The sequence below is a fragment of the Sphingomonas endolithica genome (assembly GCF_025231525.1).
GTDB lineage: Bacteria > Pseudomonadota > Alphaproteobacteria > Sphingomonadales > Sphingomonadaceae > Sphingomonas > Sphingomonas endolithica.
Genome location: NZ_CP103057.1, coordinates 1,577,753 through 1,598,947, shown reverse-complemented (window position 1 = coordinate 1,598,947; position 21,195 = coordinate 1,577,753). Strand labels below are relative to the sequence as shown.

General features: G+C 63.5%; 25 protein-coding genes and 1 tRNA gene. 16 read left to right on the top strand and 10 right to left on the bottom strand.

The window, feature by feature from the left end; genetic code table 11:
• The first annotated feature begins 181 nt into the window (after positions 1-181).
• A complete protein-coding gene (locus tag NV382_RS07585) occupies positions 182-1,291 on the top strand; it encodes an S-(hydroxymethyl)glutathione dehydrogenase/class III alcohol dehydrogenase (RefSeq protein WP_260599900.1) in 1,110 nt (369 codons plus the stop codon).
• Between the two features lie 215 nt (positions 1,292-1,506).
• Here the strand turns inward: NV382_RS07585 and NV382_RS07580 are convergent, their stop codons facing one another.
• Positions 1,507-2,862, bottom strand: coding sequence for an Nramp family divalent metal transporter (locus tag NV382_RS07580; RefSeq protein ID WP_260599899.1), 1,356 nt, complete (start codon positions 2,860-2,862; stop codon positions 1,507-1,509).
• Positions 2,863-2,919: 57 nt separating this feature from the next.
• Positions 2,920-3,543 carry a DNA-3-methyladenine glycosylase family protein gene (locus NV382_RS07575; protein WP_260599898.1) on the bottom strand — a complete coding sequence of 208 codons (624 nt, stop codon included), beginning with the start codon at positions 3,541-3,543 and terminating at the stop codon, positions 2,920-2,922.
• A gap of 65 nt (positions 3,544-3,608) precedes the next feature.
• Between NV382_RS07575 and NV382_RS07570 the strand changes: the two genes are divergently transcribed.
• Positions 3,609-3,926: a 2Fe-2S iron-sulfur cluster-binding protein gene (locus NV382_RS07570; protein ID WP_260599897.1), complete on the top strand. Its 318-nt coding sequence runs from the start codon at positions 3,609-3,611 to the stop codon at positions 3,924-3,926.
• Between the two features lie 9 nt (positions 3,927-3,935).
• Here the strand turns inward: NV382_RS07570 and rlmB are convergent, their stop codons facing one another.
• Positions 3,936-4,682 carry a 23S rRNA (guanosine(2251)-2'-O)-methyltransferase RlmB gene (rlmB, locus tag NV382_RS07565; RefSeq protein ID WP_260599896.1) on the bottom strand — a complete coding sequence of 249 codons (747 nt, stop codon included), beginning with the start codon at positions 4,680-4,682 and terminating at the stop codon, positions 3,936-3,938.
• Between the two features lie 187 nt (positions 4,683-4,869).
• Here rlmB and NV382_RS07560 point away from each other — a divergent pair.
• The 10 genes from NV382_RS07560 to NV382_RS07515 all read left to right on the top strand — a co-directional run bounded on the left by NV382_RS07560 (position 4,870) and on the right by NV382_RS07515 (position 11,051).
• Positions 4,870-4,955, top strand: a tRNA-Tyr gene (locus NV382_RS07560).
• Between the two features lie 177 nt (positions 4,956-5,132).
• On the top strand, positions 5,133-5,459 hold the full coding sequence (locus NV382_RS07555; RefSeq protein WP_260599895.1) for an Arm DNA-binding domain-containing protein: 327 nt from the start codon (positions 5,133-5,135) through the stop codon (positions 5,457-5,459).
• A complete protein-coding gene (locus NV382_RS07550) occupies positions 5,456-6,403 on the top strand; it encodes a tyrosine-type recombinase/integrase (protein ID WP_260599894.1) in 948 nt (315 codons plus the stop codon). The genes NV382_RS07555 and NV382_RS07550 overlap by 4 nt, the downstream gene beginning before the upstream one ends.
• Before the next feature lie 15 nt (positions 6,404-6,418).
• Positions 6,419-6,610, top strand: coding sequence for a hypothetical protein (locus tag NV382_RS07545; RefSeq protein ID WP_260599893.1), 192 nt, complete (start codon positions 6,419-6,421; stop codon positions 6,608-6,610).
• 237 nt (positions 6,611-6,847) lie between these two features.
• Positions 6,848-7,549: a hypothetical protein gene (locus tag NV382_RS07540; protein WP_260599892.1), complete on the top strand. Its 702-nt coding sequence runs from the start codon at positions 6,848-6,850 to the stop codon at positions 7,547-7,549.
• 140 nt (positions 7,550-7,689) lie between these two features.
• A complete protein-coding gene (locus tag NV382_RS07535) occupies positions 7,690-8,184 on the top strand; it encodes a type II toxin-antitoxin system VapC family toxin (RefSeq protein ID WP_260599891.1) in 495 nt (164 codons plus the stop codon).
• Positions 8,185-8,201: 17 nt separating this feature from the next.
• Entirely contained in the window at positions 8,202-8,450 is a 249-nt protein-coding gene (locus tag NV382_RS07530; protein WP_260599890.1) for a hypothetical protein, read from the top strand.
• Positions 8,451-8,788: 338 nt separating this feature from the next.
• On the top strand, positions 8,789-9,568 hold the full coding sequence (locus NV382_RS07525; protein ID WP_260599889.1) for a PEPxxWA-CTERM sorting domain-containing protein: 780 nt from the start codon (positions 8,789-8,791) through the stop codon (positions 9,566-9,568).
• A 408-nt stretch (positions 9,569-9,976) separates the two neighbouring features.
• Positions 9,977-10,765, top strand: coding sequence for a PEPxxWA-CTERM sorting domain-containing protein (locus tag NV382_RS07520; protein ID WP_260599888.1), 789 nt, complete (start codon positions 9,977-9,979; stop codon positions 10,763-10,765).
• A 127-nt stretch (positions 10,766-10,892) separates the two neighbouring features.
• Positions 10,893-11,051, top strand: a complete 159-nt coding sequence (locus NV382_RS07515; RefSeq protein WP_260599887.1) for a hypothetical protein — start codon at positions 10,893-10,895, stop codon at positions 11,049-11,051.
• A 231-nt stretch (positions 11,052-11,282) separates the two neighbouring features.
• On the opposite strand, the gene NV382_RS07510 is transcribed toward NV382_RS07515, so the two are convergent.
• The gene (locus NV382_RS07510; RefSeq protein ID WP_260599886.1) at positions 11,283-11,483 is read right to left on the bottom strand and encodes a hypothetical protein; all 201 of its coding nucleotides are present in this window, start codon (positions 11,481-11,483) and stop codon (positions 11,283-11,285) included.
• Positions 11,480-11,740 carry a hypothetical protein gene (locus NV382_RS07505; RefSeq protein ID WP_260599885.1) on the bottom strand — a complete coding sequence of 87 codons (261 nt, stop codon included), beginning with the start codon at positions 11,738-11,740 and terminating at the stop codon, positions 11,480-11,482. The genes NV382_RS07510 and NV382_RS07505 overlap by 4 nt, the downstream gene beginning before the upstream one ends.
• Between NV382_RS07505 and NV382_RS07500 the strand changes: the two genes are divergently transcribed.
• Positions 11,739-12,767, top strand: coding sequence for a hypothetical protein (locus tag NV382_RS07500; RefSeq protein ID WP_260599884.1), 1,029 nt, complete (start codon positions 11,739-11,741; stop codon positions 12,765-12,767). The genes NV382_RS07505 and NV382_RS07500 overlap by 2 nt on opposite strands.
• 168 nt (positions 12,768-12,935) lie before the next feature.
• Here NV382_RS07500 and NV382_RS07495 read toward each other — a convergent pair whose 3' ends face one another.
• Both NV382_RS07495 and NV382_RS07490 read right to left on the bottom strand, forming a co-directional pair.
• Complete coding sequence (locus NV382_RS07495; protein WP_260599883.1) at positions 12,936-14,327, bottom strand: DUF2142 domain-containing protein; 1,392 nt, start codon at positions 14,325-14,327, stop codon at positions 12,936-12,938.
• A 173-nt stretch (positions 14,328-14,500) separates the two neighbouring features.
• Complete coding sequence (locus NV382_RS07490) at positions 14,501-15,214, bottom strand: class I SAM-dependent methyltransferase (RefSeq protein ID WP_260600344.1); 714 nt, start codon at positions 15,212-15,214, stop codon at positions 14,501-14,503.
• A 214-nt stretch (positions 15,215-15,428) separates the two neighbouring features.
• On the opposite strand from NV382_RS07490, the gene NV382_RS07485 reads away from it, so the two are divergent.
• Positions 15,429-16,037: a hypothetical protein gene (locus tag NV382_RS07485; RefSeq protein WP_260599882.1), complete on the top strand. Its 609-nt coding sequence runs from the start codon at positions 15,429-15,431 to the stop codon at positions 16,035-16,037.
• Between the two features lie 102 nt (positions 16,038-16,139).
• On the opposite strand, the gene NV382_RS07480 is transcribed toward NV382_RS07485, so the two are convergent.
• The 3 genes from NV382_RS07480 to NV382_RS07470 are packed head-to-tail and all read right to left on the bottom strand — an operon-like array spanning position 16,140 to position 19,137.
• Positions 16,140-17,396, bottom strand: a complete 1,257-nt coding sequence (locus tag NV382_RS07480; RefSeq protein ID WP_260599881.1) for an adenosylmethionine--8-amino-7-oxononanoate transaminase — start codon at positions 17,394-17,396, stop codon at positions 16,140-16,142.
• The gene (gene bioD / locus NV382_RS07475) at positions 17,393-18,016 is read right to left on the bottom strand and encodes a dethiobiotin synthase (protein WP_260599880.1); all 624 of its coding nucleotides are present in this window, start codon (positions 18,014-18,016) and stop codon (positions 17,393-17,395) included. The genes NV382_RS07480 and bioD overlap by 4 nt, the downstream gene beginning before the upstream one ends.
• On the bottom strand, positions 18,013-19,137 hold the full coding sequence (locus NV382_RS07470; protein WP_260599879.1) for an 8-amino-7-oxononanoate synthase: 1,125 nt from the start codon (positions 19,135-19,137) through the stop codon (positions 18,013-18,015). Before NV382_RS07470 ends, bioD begins: the two co-directional genes overlap by 4 nt.
• Positions 19,138-19,261: 124 nt before the next feature.
• Here NV382_RS07470 and NV382_RS07465 point away from each other — a divergent pair, with 124 nt between their 5' ends.
• The gene (locus tag NV382_RS07465) at positions 19,262-20,419 is read left to right on the top strand and encodes a glycosyltransferase (protein WP_260599878.1); all 1,158 of its coding nucleotides are present in this window, start codon (positions 19,262-19,264) and stop codon (positions 20,417-20,419) included.
• Positions 20,416-21,162 (top strand): polysaccharide lyase, encoded by a 747-nt coding sequence (locus NV382_RS07460; protein ID WP_260599877.1) that lies wholly within the window; start codon positions 20,416-20,418, stop codon positions 21,160-21,162. Before NV382_RS07465 ends, NV382_RS07460 begins: the two co-directional genes overlap by 4 nt.
• The last annotated feature ends 33 nt before the right edge of the window (positions 21,163-21,195 follow it).

Here is a 21,195-nt window from a genome sequence, read left to right as displayed (position 1 = left end):
CGGGGCCCAGTCGCGAAACGGCTGAGAAACTTACGCTGCGCTCGCCACTTCGGACATCGTTACTGGACCTCGGCCTTCGTCGGGGAACAGGGCGGTTTTCACCGCAAGCCGCGCGCGTTGATCATCATGCTCTAGCGCGGAGCGACGGATCGGCGGTAAGGGCGCTCAAGGAGACTATCCCATGAAGACCCGCGCCGCCGTCGCATTCGAAGCCAAGAAGCCGCTCGAGATCGTCGAACTCGATCTGGAAGGTCCCAAGCCCGGCGAAGTGCTGGTCGAGATCATGGCGACCGGCATCTGCCACACCGATGCCTATACGCTGGATGGCCTCGACTCCGAGGGCATTTTCCCGAGTGTGCTGGGGCACGAAGGCGCCGGGATCGTGCGCGAGGTCGGGGCGGGCGTCATCAGCGTGAAGCCGGGCGACCATGTCATTCCGCTCTACACGCCGGAATGCCGCCAGTGTAAGTCGTGCCTCAGCGGCAAGACCAACCTGTGCACCGCGATCCGCGCGACCCAGGGCAAGGGGCTGATGCCCGATGGGACCACGCGGTTCAGCTATAATGGCCAGCCGATCTACCATTATATGGGCTGCTCGACCTTCTCGAACTTCACCGTGCTGCCCGAGATCGCCGTCGCCAAGATCCGTGAAGACGCGCCGTTCAAGACGAGCTGCTATATCGGCTGCGGCGTGACGACCGGCGTCGGCGCGGTGGTCAACACCGCCAAGGTACAGGCCGGTGAGACGGTGATCGTGTTCGGCCTGGGTGGCATCGGCCTCAACGTGCTGCAGGGCGCACGGATGGCGGGGGCAGGGATGATCGTCGGCGTCGACATCAACCCCGACCGTGAGGAATGGGGCCGGCGCTTCGGCATGACGCACTTCGTCAATCCCAAGGATATTAGCGGCGATATCGTCGCGCATCTCGTCGCGCTGACCGATGGCGGGGCGGACTATACGTTCGACTGCACCGGCAACACGACGGTCATGCGCCAGGCGCTGGAGGCGTGCCATCGCGGCTGGGGCACCAGCATCATCATCGGCGTGGCGGAAGCGGGCAAGGAGATCGCGACGCGGCCGTTCCAGCTCGTCACCGGCCGCAACTGGCGCGGCACGGCGTTCGGCGGGGCCAAGGGCCGCACCGATGTGCCCAAGATCGTCGATTGGTACATGAACGGCCGGATCGAGATCGACCCGATGATCACCCACGTGCTGGACCTGGAAGACATCAACAAGGGCTTCGATCTGATGCACGCCGGCGAGAGCATCCGCACGGTGGTGCTGTACTAGGGCGCCGGCGGCCGAGAGGTCGCGCTTCCATCACGCTTGTCCTAAGACCAACCGTTCGTCCTGAGCTTGTCGAAGGGCGTAAGCCGCCCGAACCGTTCCCCGGCGAAGGCCGGGGGCCAGGCGGACAGGTTTTCGTAACGGAGCGCTGTCGGTAGCCACTCTCGTCCCGCGACTGGGCCCGGGCCTTCGCCGGGGAACAAGGGCTAGAGCGACCTCTAACCGAGGAAGAAGCTCCACAGCAGCTTGAGGTTCAACAGAATAATAACCGCGGCGATCCCCCACGCCGCGAGCTTCAGCCAGGGCGCGTTGGCGAACACGCCCATCTGCGCCCTGTCCCCCGTGAAGCGCACCAGCGGCACGATGGCGAACGGCAGCTGCAGGCTCAGCACGACCTGGCTCAGCACGAGCAATTCGGTCGCGCCTTCGTCGCCCTTCATGCCGACCACAATCACTGCCGGCACGATCGCCAGCAGCCGCGTCACCATCCGTCGCAGCCACACCGGCAGTCGCAGGTTGAGGAACCCCTCGGCGACGATCTGACCGGCGAGCGTGCCCGTCACGGTCGAATTCTGCCCCGAGGCGAGCAACGCCACCGCGAACACCACGCTTGCCGCACCGGCGCCCAAAGTCGGCGAGAGCAGTTGATACGCCTGGCCGATATCCGCCACGTCGGTGCGCCCGTTCACATGGAAGGCGGCCGCCGCCAGGATCAGGATCGATGCGTTGATGAAGAGCGCGAGGCCCAGCGCCACCGTGCTGTCGATCGTCGCGTGGCGCACCGCATCGCGCTTGCCGGCCTCGTCCCGGTCGAAGGCGCGGGTCTGCACGATCGAGCTGTGGAGGTACAGATTGTGCGGCATCACCGTCGCCCCGAGGATGCCGATCGCAATGTACAGCATGGCCGGATTGGTAACGATTTCCGCGCGCGGGATCAGCCCGCCAGCGATCGCCGCGATGCTCGGTTGCGCGATGGCGAGTTCGAAGGCGAAACAGCCGGCGATCACCACCAGCAGCGCAACGATGAACGCCTCCAGCTTGCGGAAACCGAAGCGCTGCAGCGCGAGGATCAACATCACGTCGAACGCGGTGAGGCACACGCCGGCGACCAGCGGCAGGCCGAACAGCAATTGCAGCGCGATCGCCGTGCCCAGCACTTCGGCCAGGTCGCAGGCGATGATCGCCAGCTCGCACAGCACCCACAGGCAGAAATTGACCGTGCGCCCGTAATTGGCGCGGCATGCCTGGGCGAGATCCAGCCCGGTGACGATGCCGAGCTTGGCCGACAGCGATTGCAACACCATCGCCATGATGTTCGAGATCAGGATGACGGAGAGCAAGGTATAGCCGAACGCCGACCCGCCGGCGAGGTCGGTCGCCCAATTGCCCGGATCCATATAGCCGACGGCGACCATATAGCCGGGACCGGCAAACGCGCCGATCTTGCCCCAGAACCGCCCCTTGCCGAGCGGCACCTTCACGGTGCGATAGCTCTCCGACAGCGAGGGACGGCGATCCGAATGATCGGTGCCAAGGCCAAGGCCGGCGTCGGAAAGGGGCGGCGGGGGAGACATTGCGTCGATCCTTTCCGCAATGCCATCACCACGTCAATCATCCCAATCAATGTCGGATCAGATCACCGTCATGTCGCTATTGTAATGGTGCCAGGTGAAGATCGCCGCCGCGCCGCGGTGCGGGCGCCAGCGCTCGGCTACTTCGCGCGTCAGCTTTTCCGAAGGGCGGCCGTCATGTCCCAGGATCCGCCCGATCTCGATCTGCACCGCCAGGTCGCCCGCCGGCCAGATGTCGGGGCGTCCCTCGGCGAACAACAGGTACACCTCCGCCGACCAGCGGCCGATGCCCTTGACCGCAACCAGCTTGGCGATCGCTTCCTCGTCGTCGGCGGGCAAGGCCGCGAGATCGAGCCGGCCGCTGGTCACTTCCGCGGCCAGGCTGCGGGCATAGCCGAGCTTCTGTCGCGACAGGCCGGCGGCGCGCAGTTGCTCGTCGCTGGCGCGAACGATGTTGCCGGGATCGGTGAGCGCGCCCACCAGGCCCTCCAGCTTGTGCCACACCGCCTGTGCGCTCTGCGTGCTGACCTGCTGCCCGATGATCGTGCGCAGCAGCGTGGCATAGCCGCGCGGGTTGATGCGCGGTGCCGGATAGCCGACGCGCGCAACGGCGGCGCCGAAGGCGGGCTCGATGGCGCAGAGCGCATCGAGCGACGTGCGCAGCTGTTCGGCACTCAGGCCCATGCGGATATCCTTGATCGAGGGAGCAGGGCGCGGCATGGCGGCGCGACCACGTTCAGGAGACTATGATGCCGAAGCTTATCGTCGTGACGCGCGAAGGGGAAGAACGCGAGATCGATGCGGAGGCGGGCCTGTCGGTGATGGAAGTCATTCGTGACGCCGGCATCGACGAGATCCTGGCGCTGTGCGGCGGTTGCTGTTCGTGTGCCACCTGCCACGTGCATGTCGACCCGGAATTTGCGGCCAAACTGCCCAAGATGAGCGAAGACGAGAACGACCTGCTCGATTCGTCCAGCGAGCGCGACGCCAATTCACGCCTGTCGTGCCAGGTCGAGATGACCGAGGCACTGGACGGCCTGCGCGTGACGATCGCCGAGGAAGACTGAGGGAGCGCGCTAGCCCCGAACCGCCGCCGCGTAGAGTGCGATCGCGGCGGCATTCGACACGTTGAGGCTCTCGATCTGCGGCGAGATCGGGAGGCGGGCGAGCTCGTCGCAATGCGCCGCGGTGTTCTGCCGCATGCCTTCGCCCTCGGCGCCGAGCACGATCGCGACGCGCTGCTGCCCGATCGCCTGGGCGAAGCTCTGCGTCGCTTCGCCGTCGAGGCCGACGCGCCAGAAACCGGCTTCCGCAATCTCCTCCAGCGCGCGCGCCAGGTTCACGACGCGGATCCAGGGCACCAGTTCCAGCGCCCCCGAAGCGGCGCGCGCGATGGTGCCCGATTCGGGCGGTGCGTTGCGATCCGGCGTGATGATGCCCAGCGCGTCGAACGCCGCGGCCGAGCGCAGGATCGCGCCGACATTGTGCGGGTCGGTGACGCCGTCCAGGATCACCAGCGGTCGTTTGTCGTCCGCGCCCTGCTGCAACAGGTCGCCGAGCCAGATATCCTCCAGCGGATCGACTTCCGCCACCAGCCCCTGGTGCGGCGCATCGGACGGCACCAGCCGTGCGAGATCGGCGACATCGGCGAACACCACCGGGATCGTGGACGGGATCGACAGCGCGCCCAGCGCCTCGCGCGTCGCCCAGATCTTGCGCACGACGCGTTCGGGATTGGCAAGCGCTGCCGTCACCGCGTGGCGGCCCCAGAAGCGCGGACGGCCGGCAGGGGTCTGGGAAGGGCGGTGTCCGCGACGGGCCATCGGATGTTCTCACGCTCGGCACCCCAACATGCGGCCGGGGTCTCTATGCGAGGCCACGTACCCCGCGCCTCCCAAAGATGCCAGCCCGCGCACCGGCGCGACAACCATTGCGCTAATCGTACGCCCAAGCGTTGACACGCGCCCCCGCGCTTGGCAGGGGACCGCCTCGCTTTTTAGCGGCCCAACTGGACAGGTGGCCGAGTGGTTAAAGGCAGCAGACTGTAAATCTGCCCGTGCAAGCGTACGCTGGTTCGAATCCAGCCCTGTCCACCACCGGCCTGTCCGGTGACTTCCCCGAACATCCGAGAACGTCTATAGAACCCGCAGAAACGCGCGGATTTGATCGTCCGGTGGTGTCCGGTTCGATCCGGCCCAAGCGTGGCTCCTGTCGGGGTATCCGCGGGGGTATGGGGCCGGGGGTAGCAGTATTGTACCCCCATGCGGGGTAGCATGCTGACCGATACGCAAGCGAAGAAGGCGAGGGGCGCGGAGAAACCGTACAAGCTCACAGACGGTGGCGGGCTCTTTTTGCTCGTCTCGCCGACCGGCAATCGGTCCTGGAGGATGAAGTATCGCTTTGGCGGTAAAGAGAAGCTGCTGACCTTCGGCACCTATGCCCACGTGTCATTGATCAAGGCGCGCGAGGAGCGCGAGCGTGCCAAAGTCATCCTGCGCGAGGGCCGCGATCCATCCGTCGAGAAGAAGCAGGCCGCTGCCGCCCGAAGCCTTGGTCATCGAACACCTTCGAGGCGTGCGCCCGCGCCTGGTACGAATTGAACAAGCCCCGCTGGAGCAGCGTCCACGCCAGCAACGTGATCGACAGCCTAACGAAGGACTTGTTCCCGCAGATCGGTGCGATGCCGATCAAGGATGTAACCGAGGCGTTGTTGCTTGATGCCCTGCGGAAGGTCGAGCGCCGGGGCGCGATCGAGACGGCCCACCGCCTCCGTCAGCGTGCCAGTGACGTGTTCGCGTATGCAGTAGCGGGCGGCATGCGCAGCGAGGATCCTGCGGCCGTGGTAAAGTCGCTGCTCAAGCCCAAGCCTAAGGCGGGCAAACAGCCGGCGCTAACCGACTTGGACGAGTGCCGGCAGTTGATCGCGGACGTCGAGGCTGAGAATGCCAGCCCGATTACCAAGCTCGCGAATCGTCTTATCGCGTTGACCGCCGTTCGATCCGCAGTGCAGCGACATTGCCGCTGGACGGAACTGGAAGGGCTAGACGGTGAGAACCCCGTCTGGCGCGTGCCGCCGGGTACTATGAAACTGGCGCTGCGGCTGAAGGACGATGTTGAGTTTGAGCATCTCGTGCCCCTGTCTCGACAGGCAGTCGAGACGATCGAAGCGGTGCGACCGCTCACCGGGCACCTGCCGTTCCTGTTCCCGAACGATCGTCACGCCCATCGGCCGATGTCAGAGAACGCCGTTCGCGCGCTGATTATCCGCGCAGCTGGTGGGGTCTACAAGCACCGGCACTGCCCACATGGCTGGCGATCGTCGTTCTCGTCGTTGATGAACGAGTGGCGGCGCAGGGAAGGGCGGCCAGACGATCGCGAGGTGATCAACCTCATGCTTGCGCACGTCGCCGAAGATAAGGTCGAGGGAGCCTACAACAGGGCGGCGCACATGGAACGACGGCGCGAGCTGTCGCAGATCTGGGCGGATATCATCTTGCGTGACGCACCGCCAGCGTCCAGCCTGCTGGACGGGAAGCGGAACTAGGCGGGCGCCTGCTACATGATCGACGAGACAAGCAACCTGTGGGCTGACGGCCTCGCGTTTATCCAGGCCCATGGTGATGATTGGCCGAACGCGGCAATCGCTCATGCGAGGTGGCTAGTCGCTGAAGGCAAGCACCAGGCACTCCCTCGATGGCTGCGCGTCGTCAAAATTATGCAGGCGGTGCATCAACGTAGGATTGAACACTAAGGCCCGCTTAGGCCGCGCACCGGACGCCTGCTGGACGCCAGCCACGGGCCAACTGGACGATCGGCATGACGACGGGCGCGAACCCGCCTTCGACCGCCCTGAAGGGGATCATGGCGGCGCGGGGGGTATGCTGAGAGGGTAGGCGTACGTGATCCTCCGGCGCGCAGAATGCCTTTACTCCGCCTCAATTATATCGTCCATATAGTGCGCACGGCGACGCAGATGGGAGGGATGTCGGTGACCACCACTGTCGAACTTAGCATCTCCGGCCGGACCGCAGACGACGCACCGCTGCTCAGCGACCTTATCGATCAAATCCAAGACTTCTTCGAGATGGTGAACGGGGTTGCGGCCTCGATTTCCGGAGATGATGTGGAGCGATTTGACTGGCGCGTCGTCGGATTGACCAAAAACAGTCCGGCACGTGTCACCGTAGAGGCGATACCTGCAATCGGCTTCGCTCAAGGTGAAGATGTCGCGATGAAGGCGCGGGACGCGGTCATTGCAGGGCTGGTGCAGATGCAGGCCAATGATGTGCGGCCGCTGCATTTTACGGATAATGTCCTTGAGGTCGCAGATCGCTTCACCCGCCGTATAACTAATCGTCTAGCAGCCACTAGCGTTGGCAACGGCACTGAAGAACTGGTGCAAATGAGAACCGTCAACGCGATAGCCGCGGTTCGGAACTTGGAGGCTGTGCGCACCTCCGACTCAATACACCCCTACCTAGAATTAGGCAGTTTTGAGGGCTACATTCAGAACGTTGGGACGGATGGCTGGGGCCGACCATATATCGTTGTCAAAAATCGCGTTACCGGTGCCGATATACGATGCATGCTTAAGGGGCAGGCATTGCGCGACGTAGAGCAAGAACCAGTGGCAAAATTTCGTATGGCGAAACCGCCGGGTCACGGCTGTTGGCATCTTGCGATTTCGTAACGTTGGGCAACTTAGCCAAGCTGAAATCGAGCGCCTTGACTTTGCCGAGGACAACGCTGCCCTGCCGCAACTCAGTGACATAATCGACAAGAATTACACTCAGGGCCTAACGTCCGAGCAATATCTTGAGAAGGTACGGAATGGCGAAGCCTAGGCGGGTATCGTGGGACGCCTGCACGTGGATCGCTACCATCATCCAAGAGGTCGTGCCGATTAAGGGCGGAGGCACTGAGGACCGCAGTCGGCGATGCAATCATGATATCGAACTTGCGCGGAAAAAGCAGATAGAGATCGCCACGTCAGGCTTGTCTTTGACTGAGGTCTGCAAAGACACGGCCGTCAGAGGGGAGGATGCCGACACGTTAGCCGACTTCTTTCGCAACGATTATATCCTGGTCGTCTCGGTAGATCGCTACGTTGGGACGCTGGGTCGCGAATTGATGCAAGCGGGGCATGCAGGACTTAGACCGCCGGATGCCATCCACATCGCGACCGCAGTCGTTGCCGACGCATCAGAGTTCCACACATTCGATAAAGCACTACTGAATTTAGATCAGAAGATCCTCAAGCCCAGGGGTGGCTTGTTGAAGATCTGCAAGCCGCCCGAGCCACCACGCTCAATCTTCGACGTCTAACGTGAACTGAGATAGTCGTGCCAGACACCAACGACCCGGCAAGCTACCTCGCCAAGCGCGAGACGTTCGGCCGGTGGCTGCTCGTCCAGCGCGACCGCGGCGACTGGGTGGACGATCTGGCCGGCGCTGCTCGCGCCGATCGCACGTTCCCCAAGGATGGCGACCCTGAGGCGGTGCGTGCCCACCTGCGTAAGCAACAGGCGGACGGCGACGTGTTCCAGGCGATCGATGATGCCGAGGCGGATTGGCAGAGCCTCAACGGATGACGCGATTGGGCATGGCGTGGAGCGATGAAGACATCGCTTTGCTAAGCACCTTAGTAAAAGAGAACGCCGACGTCGCCACGATCGCGCGTCGGCTCCAGCGAACGCCGGCTGCGGTTCTCGGACGCGCCCGTGAGATGAAGATCAAGGTGAGACGCCGGTGACCCCGCCGACCCCGGACGTGCTACGCGACACGCTGATCCGAATCCTCGTAGGTACTGGCCGGTGCTGCTTTGAGCACTGCTTAATGTCCCACGACGACACACGCTAGCAATGCTGACTTGTTAACATCGCGTTAATCACATAGTCGCCCCGACAGTTTAGAAACGGGGAGGTCTTCCATGAAGAAGTTGTTGATTATCGGCCTGAGTTTGGCCTTCGGCGCTACATCGGTTCAGGCCGCCGAGATTATCGTCAAGCCGACCGACACTTCTTGGAAGCGCACGACCGGTGGAACGACTGCGGCTGCCATTACCGCGACGGAGGACCGGAACGGCAACGGGTCTCTCGAGCTGAAGGGCGATGCTAGCCGCTTCCAATTGGGCGGGACAAATTTCCTCTCGCCGAAGATCACCTCATTTGGCGGCGTCAACGCGCTCACCTTCGACTGGCGCTTGGCTGGCGATTCCGCAGGCGGTCTTAACGTCGACTATACCCCGGCGCTCCGCTTGTTCATCAAAAGCGGCCTATCAGTTGGCGAGTTGATCTGGGAAGGTGCTTATAACGGCGTCTATGGCGACCAGACGGTTCCTGACACGTGGTATTCCACTACGGCCGACAGCAAGTTCTATCTGCGTGGGCAAAATGAAAACAACGGCATGACCATTGCTGATTGGGCATCAGCAAGGTCTGGCTGGGATGTGATCGGCATCAGCGTTGGTCATGGCAGCGGCGCTGGCTCGGGCTATCACGCGTTTGCCGATAATGTGACATTGTCCACCACCAGCGGTAGCACCACCTATAACTTCGAAACCAACGCCGTAACGCCTGCTGTCCCTGAGCCTGCGACCTGGGCGATGATGATCCTCGGCATGGGCGCAATCGGTTTCGCGATGCGTCGCCGCATGAAGGTTTCCGAGGTGAACTTCACCAACAAGGTGCGCGCGATCGCCGCCGCGTAAGCACTTCGCCTCAGCGAGGCAGAAAAGAGCCGCTGGCCGAGAGGCTGGCGGCTTTTTGCTTTAGGCAAGCTGTCAGCCTGATCCCAAAGTTTGAGAAGATTAACTCTCCAGATCGCGTCCCCGACCAGCCGCTGCCCGTGGCGATCGTGTAAGTCGTCTCGACATCGATCATATCGAAACGACGAACACCTCCCGCGCGCCTGCCGTGCAGTATCCATTTCGCAGCCAACATGAGCAGCGGGTAAGATGACCCATGGTGGGACAGAACCGCGTTGTCCAAACGCTTCGCTGTCCCTAAATGTAATAAAGAAGGTTAACGAGACCTTACCGGAGTTGCTAAGATATCGACGGCCACAGTAAGTCGTTGTGAGCAGTCAAAAGCAGCAATTCTAATTAAGGGGGCCTCTCATGATCCATTCTATTGTGCGCGCCATCTCGCTGGGGGCCACCGTGGTCAGCGCGCTGTTTGTTGCCCAGTCAGCGTCGGCGGCTACGGTATTTACCTTTACCAACAAGGGCACCACGTCGATGGTCGGTGTTGGCTCTTACACCTTCGCGTCCGACGACGGATCGCTGTCCGTAAAGGCGACCGCTTGGCACGCTAACGACAGCAACACCTCTGCGATAACGACGGATTCGATCTCTCGCGCACAACTTGGCTTCTGGTCAAATGCGGGCTTGGGAGTGATCTACGGCACCGATAATGCATTCGACGGCTCGCATCAGATCGACAACAAGGGGCTCGGTGCCGGCGCTGACTTCGTGATGCTTCAGTTCAACAAGGACGTGACGATCGACAGTTTAGCGCGCAACGTCTACGGGATAAGCGGGATCGGTTGCTGCGACAGCGATGCCGCTTTTTGGGCCGACACCTCTAACATCTTCGGTGCGCCTTCCTTGCTCGCGAACATTAATCTATCTAGCGCAAGCTTCAACGAAAGTATCTTCACGGCGCTTCCAGGGACTGGTTCTTCAGGCACGACCAAGCTTGGAACTACCAGTTCAGCCTCGGTCTGGCTGGTGTCGGCTGCTCTCAACCAGAGAAATGATGGTTTCAAGATCGCAGGTTTGTCGGTGACTCCCACCGGCGCCGTTCCTGAGCCCGCGACCTGGGCCATGATGATCCTTGGCATGGGCGCGGTCGGCTTTGCCATGCGTCGTCGTAGTGCGGTCAAGACGACTGTCAGCTACGCATAAGCATCACTTCGTCACGCGATAGAGAAGCCGCTGGCCGAAAGGCTGGCGGCTTTCTGCTGTGCTCTGAGTTTGTTAGAACACCGCCGGGCACGTTGCGGACTCCGTCAATTAGGCGCATCGCGCATGTATGATCGACAAAGCAGCGCTAGATACCGCCCTGACGCGGCTGAAGGCGTTCCGGTCGGCGCAGCAACTTGCTGCCCTTATCCATGAGCCAAGCGGTCTGACCGCGACGGATCTCGATGTCGCTACTATTGCCGTCGTCATATTGATACTCCGGTGTTGATTTCAGTAAAACGCGGTGATCAGATGCTGCCTGGCAGCGCGGCAACCCCACCCGGCTGCGCTGCCGAACAGGGGCGGCCCGTTCGGTATTCAAGCTGTCGGGCGGGTCGCCTTTAGGGCTCCGGGCTATCGCTCTTCACGACGATGGCCTGCTGCAGCGCAGTTCTTCCGGCAGCGGCGAGCAAACGGAACGTGCCGAAGCCGCCCCAGCCGGCGCAAATGCCAGCCGCGATCACCGCCCACCAAGGCCAGTGCCCTTCGACCGCCGCGGCGCCACCAACCGAGCCGAAGGCAGCATCGTCAACTCGACAATGACCTGCTTGCGGCCGATCTCTATCCCGCGCTCGTACTTCTGGCCCAGCCTGCCGATCTGGCCGGACGCGACGGCGAACACCATCAGGGCAAAGGCGGGCCAGCTATCTCGGATATTCATGGCCGCACCGCCGTGACCACGCCGATACCGACGCCCATCACGGCAAACCCCAAGCTGACGAATAGGCTGATCGAGCGCCGCTTCGTCACGGCCGCGTGGATCGATGCCATGCCGGTGCACATGAACACCGCACCTACTAGATCCATGCCACGATCGAAGCCCGCCCACCGGCCGGGGAACTTGGACACCAGCTGCACCACATCACCAACGCTGCCGAACGAAAGGCCTAGACCAAGTAGGATCATGCCGGCGAACATGAGCATCACGCTCCACTTGGTCGTGATGGCGATCAGCAGTTCGGTATATTGCGCGTCCAAGCTGGCGAGCAGCCGACGACTGCAGTCCGCCCGCTTGCCGCCGTCGCATCGCAGCAAGTGCCACAAGCACCGCGCAACGGGCTTGACCGTGAGAAACTCTACTATCCTCGCGATCGGGATGATTATCACGGCATTCCTCGCGTTGGGATCACACGACCTCGCCATCGCGCACCTCGGGATCCCCTATCCTAACGACGGAGACGCCCCTCCTTGGGCTAGGTATGTCGGGCAAGTCGTACGGCTTGGCGCGATGGTGTACGTTTGCCGTCTGGCAAGCTGGTATTTCGATCGGCATAATACCTATCTTGCTGCCGCGTTCTTTGGCTTGCTGGTGGTTCTCCTGCAGGAAACGCTGCGCGTTATAGTCGTCGACAACATCGTCTCCGATGGGTGGATCGACCTGCGCTGGGTCTACCTGCTGATGACCCGCCTGCCTAACGCGCTGTTGTCGTTTTACAGCGGTGCCATCGCGGTCGTCATAGCCCGAAAGGTCGGATCGGATCGGTCTGTCCCAACACTTGCGGCGGTCGTTATTGCAAGTGCCATCGGCTATTTTGGACTGCTGCCGGTGCTGAAGTTCATTGCGGATCTAGTCAGCGCCACGTTGCACCTGTCTGAGGCGCCTGAAGTACACACGATGCCGTACGGAATTTACGTTTACAAATATATTTATGGCATGTTCATAGAGCCGACCATTTCCTCGTTCATTATCATCTACCTTTTGTGGCCGGTTCTTAAAGGGTCGAAGTTTCGTCGTATCGCGCTGTTCGTCCTGCTTATACTGCTGATGAGAGGGCGGATCGTCGCAACCGGCCTATTCAGTTTCTGGATCAAGGACAGTTGGTGGCTGGCCTTCGCCGCCGAAGGGCAATTCTTTGTAGAGACGTTCGTGCTCGCAGCGCTGACCGGCGTGACTTGGGCTTTCATCACACCGAAGGCGGCGGCCGAAGGTGACTATGCGACCTGATTCGTTGGCTGGCCCCTTCCGCTCCCCGAACTATGGCGGGAACATACCGAAGGTTTGCAGGCGTTCAACGCTTTGGCGAACGGCTGCTACTGGGCGTTACCTGCCTTTCGCAATGATCAGGTTAGGACCTAGTCTCGGGCGTTCCGGCATGCTGGGAGAGTCCAGCCGTCATCCCCAACTCCGCAGCGCGAGAAAGAGGGTTGCGGAAATAGTGGCGAGAATACCTCCTGCCGCAACAAGATGCTGCGATCGTGCGTCAGTTGGTACGATCGTGGCCAGCTTTTTCGGGATCACAAGTGCGCAGAATGGCAGAAGCGGGATCAGATACCTGCCTTGATACCCATGTATCCGAAATGCGCCTACCGGGCTGTTCTGGATATATAGAAAAGTGAACGTCGCGCACGTTCCGCTCAATATGACCGCCAGAACCACCCTTCGGAACCATGGCGCTGCAGGTGCATCAATGCCCGACCGCCACACCGCGAGGGCGAGCGTGAGCGCGGGCAGCGCGATGATGCTCCACGGCAGTAATATGCTGAGGGAGGACAATTTCCAGCCGATCATCAGCAAAACCGCGCGCGGCGCTCCAACAATCATCGACTTGAGCAGAACGAACAGGAAATATAGCGGATGCGCCTGAATGTAGGCGGTTTGCGCTACTGCATCGACATCGAGGTGGCGGGATATGGGGTAGACGTAAGGGTACGTCACCATCGACCAGGCCAGTGTCACGGCGACGGCTAGCCCGACGATCAATGCCGTGCCTGAGAGCACCCGCCACGAGCGCTTCGCGGCCAGCGCACAGATGGCAGGGATGGCAGCAAGCGGTAGGTAAGCGAGTTTGGCCACTGCAGCGAACAACACCGCAAGGATCAGCAGGGGCCAAATCCACCATCGGCCAAAGTCGCTGTCGAACAAGCGGACAGACAAGGCCGTCAGAAGCAGGCTGCAACTGATCACGCTGGAGTCGGCGCATAGCGTTGGCGCGACTGACACCACCATGGGCAACGTCGCGATTGCGAAAACAAGCAATGCCGGTGCTCGTCCTCGCAGAAGGCGCAACGCTAGCCAGGTGGCCACGACTGCCAGCAGGCCGTTTGCCAGGCGGCCAGCGTACAGCCATCCTATCGGTTTCAAGCCTAGACCGCGCGCGACCACGATCGCCGCCGCCGGCACTGCATGTGCGATCGGGAAATAGACGACGGTGTTGCTGAACGATCGAACATGCCGTGCTGCATCGGGCCCGCGTCCGGGAGCGTAGCTTACGATCTCGGAAAGAGCGGGCCTGACCTTGAGTGCGCATGACCAATTCGGAATGCCGCAATAACGATCAACCAGGCGATATGCCGATTGTTCTACTGCGCCCCCCGCACCCTGCCTGTATGTTTTCTCCGCCACCATTGGAGCGAACTCCCCGTGCGAAATCTGGATCGCTCGGTAGAAGTGCGCTGCCTCATCCGGCGCCGCAAACGGCGGTAGAATATAGGCCAAGGCGAACAGCAGGGGCGCGCATATCAGGTAGATCTTGTCCAACGGCAGGCGGAGAAGTCTTGCGCGCACCAATCGATCTTCCCGTTGCGGACATATCCACGATCCCGCTGCCGCATAGCCGTGTTTGTGTGCACCCGATAGCCGGAGAGCGTCACGTTCGATTTTCCCAGACCTGCCGCTCCTAGGCGCGGCAGCGGCGGCGCCGGCCATCCGGCGATGGCGCTCAGGTCCCCTGAGCGCCACTAGCCTCGGGTCATTATCAGGGACTTTCCCAGCCCGGCCAGTCGCTCCACGGTGAGATGCCCATCCGGAAACAGCGTCTGCATCTGCCTGCGGTCCAGAAGGCGCGACTTGTCGATCGGGTCGAAGGCATGATCCCAGTCGGGCGCGCGACCGCCTTGCGCGATGCTGAAGCGGTGGAAAAGCGAGGCGCGAGTTGGCCGGGGCAGCCAATGGAAAAATGGCAATCCGTAGTAATGTGGATCGATGGGAAACCAGAAGTTCGGCGTTTGAACATAATAGCTGGCGGCGACTCTGCGCGTCTCGGTAGCGAACTTCTTCATGGACGGCCATGTGAGCAGATGTTCTACAACCGAGTTGGAGTGCGAAAGGTCGAAACTATCGTCACGATATTGCGGCATGTCGCACGCATCGCCGACGGCCAGTGCGAATATGTCGGCCGGATATTGTTCGCCGCCAAGCTCCGAGGCGTGCAGGTTCAGAATGGTCACGTGGCAATGATGTGCGCGAAGAAAGTCGACCCCGACGCGGAGCCAGTACGGGGCCGAGCCGCCCATGTCGAGGATCCGCACGCCGGCTTTGTCTCGCGCAATCCGTTCGATCAACGACCGGAGCTGATGGTCGCGCCCGCGTCGAAAATGGGTCGATAACCGTTTGGCGAGCGAGCCTTTGCGTAATCCCACAATTCTACCTTGCTTGCGGATCCCGGTGAACATTAGCACGTGGTGGTTGCGCAATCGTGCACGTGGCCCAGGCGCCCGCGGGTGTTGGACGCGAGCCAGGGGTACGGCGTGCACCGCACGATGTGCATCCTTATTACATGGGCCCGCTGAGCGCGCGTTGATTGTCGGCTCGGCGGGCAAGGCCGGAGGTGCCGTGGGCGCGGCGAACGATGTGGTGAAGAACTGAGCCATCTTGTACTATGGCGTCATGCCCGATGCATCCGAGACCCGAGTCTATTACAGCGCGCGCAAGGCAGGCGGCGTGGTGCGGATCGATTTCGATACGCTCGAGGCACTGTTTGGCAGTGCTTACGAGCAGCTTCAATCGGACGGATATTATGATGAAGCCTTTGGCTATTCTGCCGAGGACGGTGGGGATGCCGAGGGTGCGGTGGGCGGGTCGGTGGAGACTTATGTCCTCTTCACGCTGATGAAGCCGAACCTGTGGCCGATCCTCGAAAGACTGCCAACCTATTCCGAAGCCGACCTTTTCGACATGATCGAGTTCCTTTTCGACCATGTGAGCAAGCCGCAGCACAAGCAGCCGCGTAACGGAAGTGGTCGAAAATACCATTACAGCAACTTCAACACTGTGCTGGGCCGTAGTGAATATCGGCATTGCATCAATATGCTCCTGGAACGCTATGGCCCGGGGTATGAACTGAACGAGCATGGCGAGTTGATCGAGCTCGCGCCGGCGGGATCGATGCATCTGTTTGTGGCGGAGCGACCGGCGACCGAAGTTACGGTGAAGATGAAGCCGGCACGCGCGGTCGATCGCTTTCGTCGGTGGGGCGTTGGCTTCGCCGATCGGTAGGAGATGGTCCCGCCTCGATCGAATGGATCGACATAAGCTGCGGATAGGCTTGCCACCCCGGAACCGTCATCGGCCGTTTCCGAAACCTATCTTATTCTCCGTTCAACGACTCACCACGGCCAATGCCTCGGCGATGCCCTGGTACAGCGCGGCGAGATCGTGCTCGTCGATGCAGTAAGGCGGCATGACGTAGATCGTGTTGCCGAGCGGGCGGAGCAGCAGGTTGTGCGTGCGGAACTGTTCGAGCAGGCGGGGGGCGAGATGCGAGAGATAGCCGGGCTCTGCGCGATCCTCGATGTCGATCGCGGTGATCGTGCCGATCGACCGGGCGTCGCATATGCCAGGCAGCGTGGCCAGCCCGGCCAAGTGGTGCCGCTGCCGCGTCGCCAGTGTCGCGATGCGCTCGGCGACCGGTTCTTCGCGCCAGATGGCGAGGTTGGCGTTGGCTGCGGCGCAGGCGATCGGGTTGGCGGTGTAGCTCGACGAGTGGAAGAACATGCGCGATCGATCGCTGGACAGGTGTGCCGCATAGATCGCCTCGCTCGCCATCGTCACGGCGAGCGGCACCGCGCCGCCGGTCAGCCCCTTGGACAGGCATAGTATGTCGGGCACGACGCCTGCCTGCTCGCACGCCAGCAGCGTGCCGGTACGGCCCCAAGCGGTCATCACCTCGTCGGCGATGAACAGCACGTCGTGCCGCGCGCAGATCGCGCGCATTTCTGCCAGCACCCAGGGCGGATAGATCAGCATGCCGCCGGCGCCCAGGATCAGCGGCTCGACGATGAAGGCGGCGGGTTTTGCGCGGCAGGCGGCTTCCAAGGCGTCCAGCGTCGCCTGCTCGGCGCCGGTGGCAGGGAAGGGGATCGTGCCGACATCGAACAGCAACGGCGCATAGGCCTGGTTGAACACGCCGCGCGCGCCGACCGACATCGCGCCGATCGTGTCCCCGTGGTAGCTGTGCTCCAGCACCAGGATGCGGTCGCGCGCCTCGCCACGGTTGCGCCAGAAGCCCAGCGCCATCTTCAGCGCGACCTCCACGCTGGTCGACCCCGAATCGGAGAAGAACACGCGGGTCAGCGCCGCGGGCATGATCGCGCGCAAGCCTGCCGCCAGCGTCTCGGCCGGCTCGTGCGTCCAGCCGGCAAAGATGATCTGGTCGAGCCGCTGCGCCTGATCGGCGATCGCCGCCATGATGCGCGGATGGCTGTGGCCGTGCGTCGTCACCCACCAGGAGGAGATGCCGTCGATGATGCGGCGCCCGTCCTGCGTGAACAGCGCCGCACCCGCCCCGTGCGTGACGAGCGGGATCGGCTCGCCCAGACCGTGCTGCGTGAACGGATGCCAGATCGGCGAGTTCATCGGAAAACGGCCAAGTCAAACTGAGCGGCGAAGGCGCGCGCCAGCGTTTCGCGATCGAGCGGCGCGAGCAGCGGCAGGCGGCCGAGCCGAAGCACCTGGCCGATCCGCGCGATCGTCGCTTCGCTGTCTTCCACCGCGTCGCCGACAAAGGCGATGCCGAGGATCGGCACGGCGCGAGCGCGTAGCGCCTCGATCGTCAGCAGGCTGTGGTTGATCGTGCCGAGCCCGGTGCGCGCGACGATTACCACCGGCAGGCGCCAGCGCGCGAAGAGATCGGCGAACAGCAGATCGGGCGCGACCGGCACCAGCGCGCCGCCCGCGCCCTCGATCACCAACGGCCGGTAAGCGGGCGGATCGAGCCGCGCGGGATTGATCGACACGCCGTCGATCGCCGCGGCGTGGTGCGGGGAGCAGGGGGTGGTGAGGCGGTACGCCTCGGGCAGCACGCGATCGGCGGGAACGCCGAGCGTCGTAACGCGGGCCGCATCGCTGCCGTCCTCCAGCCCTGCCTGGACCGGCTTCCAGTAATGGGCATCGAGCGCCGCGGCGAGCGCGGCGGCAAACACCGTCTTGCCGATGTCGGTATCGGTGCCCGTGACGACGATCGCGCCATGGCTCATCGTAATGTGTCCCCCAGGGCGATGCCCAACGCATCGATCTCGTCCGTGCCGACGTTCAGCGTCAGCGAGATGCGCAGCCGAGTCGTGCCGGCGGGCACCGTCGGCGGGCGGACTCCGCGAACGTCGAAGCCGGCGGCCTGCATCGCCGCGGCCACGCGCATCGTGCGCGTATCGTCGCCCAGCACCAGCGGCATGATCTGCGACCCGGTGGCAACCACGCCGTGCGGCGCGAGCACGCGCCCGGCATGGTCGATCAGCCTTTGGAGCGCATTGCGCCGTACCGGTTCGTTGGCAAGGATGTGCAGGCTCTCGCGCACCACCGCGGCGATCAGCGGCGATGGCGCGGTCGAGAAGATGAACGCGCGGCCGCGATTGACCAGCATGTCGCGGACGATGCCGGGCGCGCACAGCAAGGCGCCTTCGCAGCCCAGCGCCTTGCCGCAGGTGCGCAGCGTGATCACGTTCTCACGGCCGTCGAGCCCGGCGGCCAGGCCACGCCCCTGCGCGCCGAACACGCCGGTCGCATGCGCCTCGTCGACTAGCAGCATCGCGCCCAGCCGATCGGCGAGGGCGATGAGATCGGCAAGCGGTGCGCGGTCTCCGTCCATGCTGTACAGGCTTTCGACCGCGATCCATGCCTGCCCGGTGGCGCCGCCGCGGCGCCAGGCGGCGATGGTGTCGGCGATGGCGTCCACGTCGTTGTGGGGCGTGGAGGCGTGATCGGCGCGGGCGAGGCGCATGCCTTCATGCGCGCTGGCGTGGATCAGCGCGTCGTGCACGATCAGGTCGCCTGTTTGCGGCAGCGTCGAGAGCAAGGCCGCGTTGGCGGCATAGCCGGTGGAGAAGAACAAGGCGCTTTCACTGCCGAAAAAGCGCGCCGCTTCCTGTTCCAGCGCCTCATGTTCAGGATCGTTGCCGCGTAACAGCCGCGATCCGCCCGATCCCAGCCCCACTCCGCGCGACAAGGCGTCGACCGCGGCGGTGCGCAGGCGGGGGGCATGGGCCAGCGCGAGATAGTCGTTCGAGCTGAAATCCACGCCTGTGCGGGGCTGGAGGCGCCGCAACCGTGCTTGCGCCGCGAGCGTGCTGAGGTCGGCGTGCTGGGCCGTGAGGAACGTCATGCCGCGGCCATACCGACAAGTGTGCTGGGGAGGCCAGCACGACTTTCTGGCAGAAGCGCGCGGCGTTAGCGCTCCGGCAACGCTCTTGCGGCTAGAAGCCGGGCAATGCCAATGGGAGCCGGATGTGGAGATTGCTGCGATTGTCCTGATCCTGGTGCCGGTGATCGCCTATCTCGGCTATCCGCTGGTGCTGATCGGGGCTGCCGCGATCGCTGGTCGGCGCCGCGCCGATCATTCGACCGGAGGCCTGCCCACCATCTCGATCGTTATCTGCGCGTATAACGAGGCGCCACGCATCGGTGCCAAGCTCGAGTCGGTCATCGCCGCGCTGGAGGCATGGCCGGGCGCGGCGGAGATCGTGGTCGGTGATGACGGGTCGAACGACGATACGTGTGCGGTGGTCGAGCGCTTTGCCGGTCGCGGCGTGCGGCTGGTGCGCGGGCCACGGGGCGGCAAGGCGGCGATGCTCAATCGGATCGTGCCGTCCTGCACGGGCGCGGTGCTGGTGATGAGCGATGCCGATCCGTTGTTCGATGCCGGCACCGTGCCTGCGTTGATCGCACCGTTTGCCGACCCGGCAGTTGGGGCAGTCGCGGGGAGCGTGGAGACGATCCGCGGAGGCGGGCGGCGCGGCGGGCGCTTTGCCGGTGCCGACCGCGTGTTTCGCGCTTACGAATCGGCAATGCGCCGAGCGGAGGATGATCTGTTCGGCTGTGTATCGGCGGACGGCGGGATCTACGCGATCAGGGCGGCGCTGATGCCGCATGTCGTCGCCGATGCCACCGACGATTTCTATATCAGCACCGCAGCCGTCGCGGCGGGAAGGCGGATCGCCTTCGCCCCGGCGGCGAAGGTGTACGAGCACAGCATCGGCGGCGACCGACAGCAGTTCCGCCGCCGCGTGCGGATCACGGTACGCGGCATGACCGGATTGTGGCGGCGGCGCGCGCTGATGAACCCGATGCGCACCGGCTGGTACGGCGTGGGGCTGATCATGCACAAGCTGGCGCGCCGACTGGCGCCGCTGACGCTCCCGCCCTTGTGGTTGCTCTCGGGGCTGCTCGCCGCGCGTGGTCATATGCCGTGGAGCCTGGTCTTTGCCGCACTCTCGGCCGGCTTTGCGCTCGGCGCGATCGGGTTCCTGACGATGCTGAAGCTGCCCCGGCCGCTCGGCCTCGCTTACGGCGCGATGCTGCACCTGGCGGGGCTCGGCGTGGGCGTGATGCTGTTCCTCGCCGGCCGTCGCTACGCGCAATGGACTCCGCAAAAGGCACCCGCATGACCCGCCGCATCGTGCCCGCCATGCTTGCCATCGCGCTTGCCGGTACCGCGACCGCTGCATTGCTGCAGCGCACCCCGACGCCTAGTGGGCGCTTTGCCTTCAGCGACGATTTCGAGCGCGGGTTGTGCACCGGCCTCTGCCCGGGCGCGGTCTGGGCGATACGGCAGCAGGAGCGGGGCACGGTGGCCGCCGTGCCGGCGCCCGGGCGGCCGGGCATGGCGCTGCGTGCCTCGGCCGCCGCCAAGACCGACCAGGTGAGCAAGGCCGATCTGGTCGCCCGGACCCTACCGATGGTGGAGGGCACGCGGCTTGCCGTCGCGTTCGACCTCTACGTGGCAGGCGGCACGCCGTTGAACTCGATCCAATTGCTCGATGTCGAATGCGCGACCTGCGGTGAAGGGGGCAATCCGGGTATCCGGCTGTACCTGCGCCATGGGCGGCTGCGCATCGATCGGTCCAAGATCGGCATCGCCAGCGCCTGGACGCGCGACGATGCCACGCCGCTGATCAACGATCGCTGGTATCGCATCATGGTGTCGGTGCGGATCGGGGCGGGGGATGATGGCGGCGCGCGCGTGACGCTCGATGGGCGTGAGGTGCTCGCCGCCACCGGTGCGACGATCATGCCGCTGGCGCGGCGTTACGCCGATCGCATCCAGATCGGCGCGACGGCCAATTCGAATGCGGTGCCGGTCACGCTCTTTCTCGACAATGTCCGGGTGACGGCCACGCCGCCGCGCTGAAGCCGAACGGTGAGGGCCAGTTAGATGCCTTTG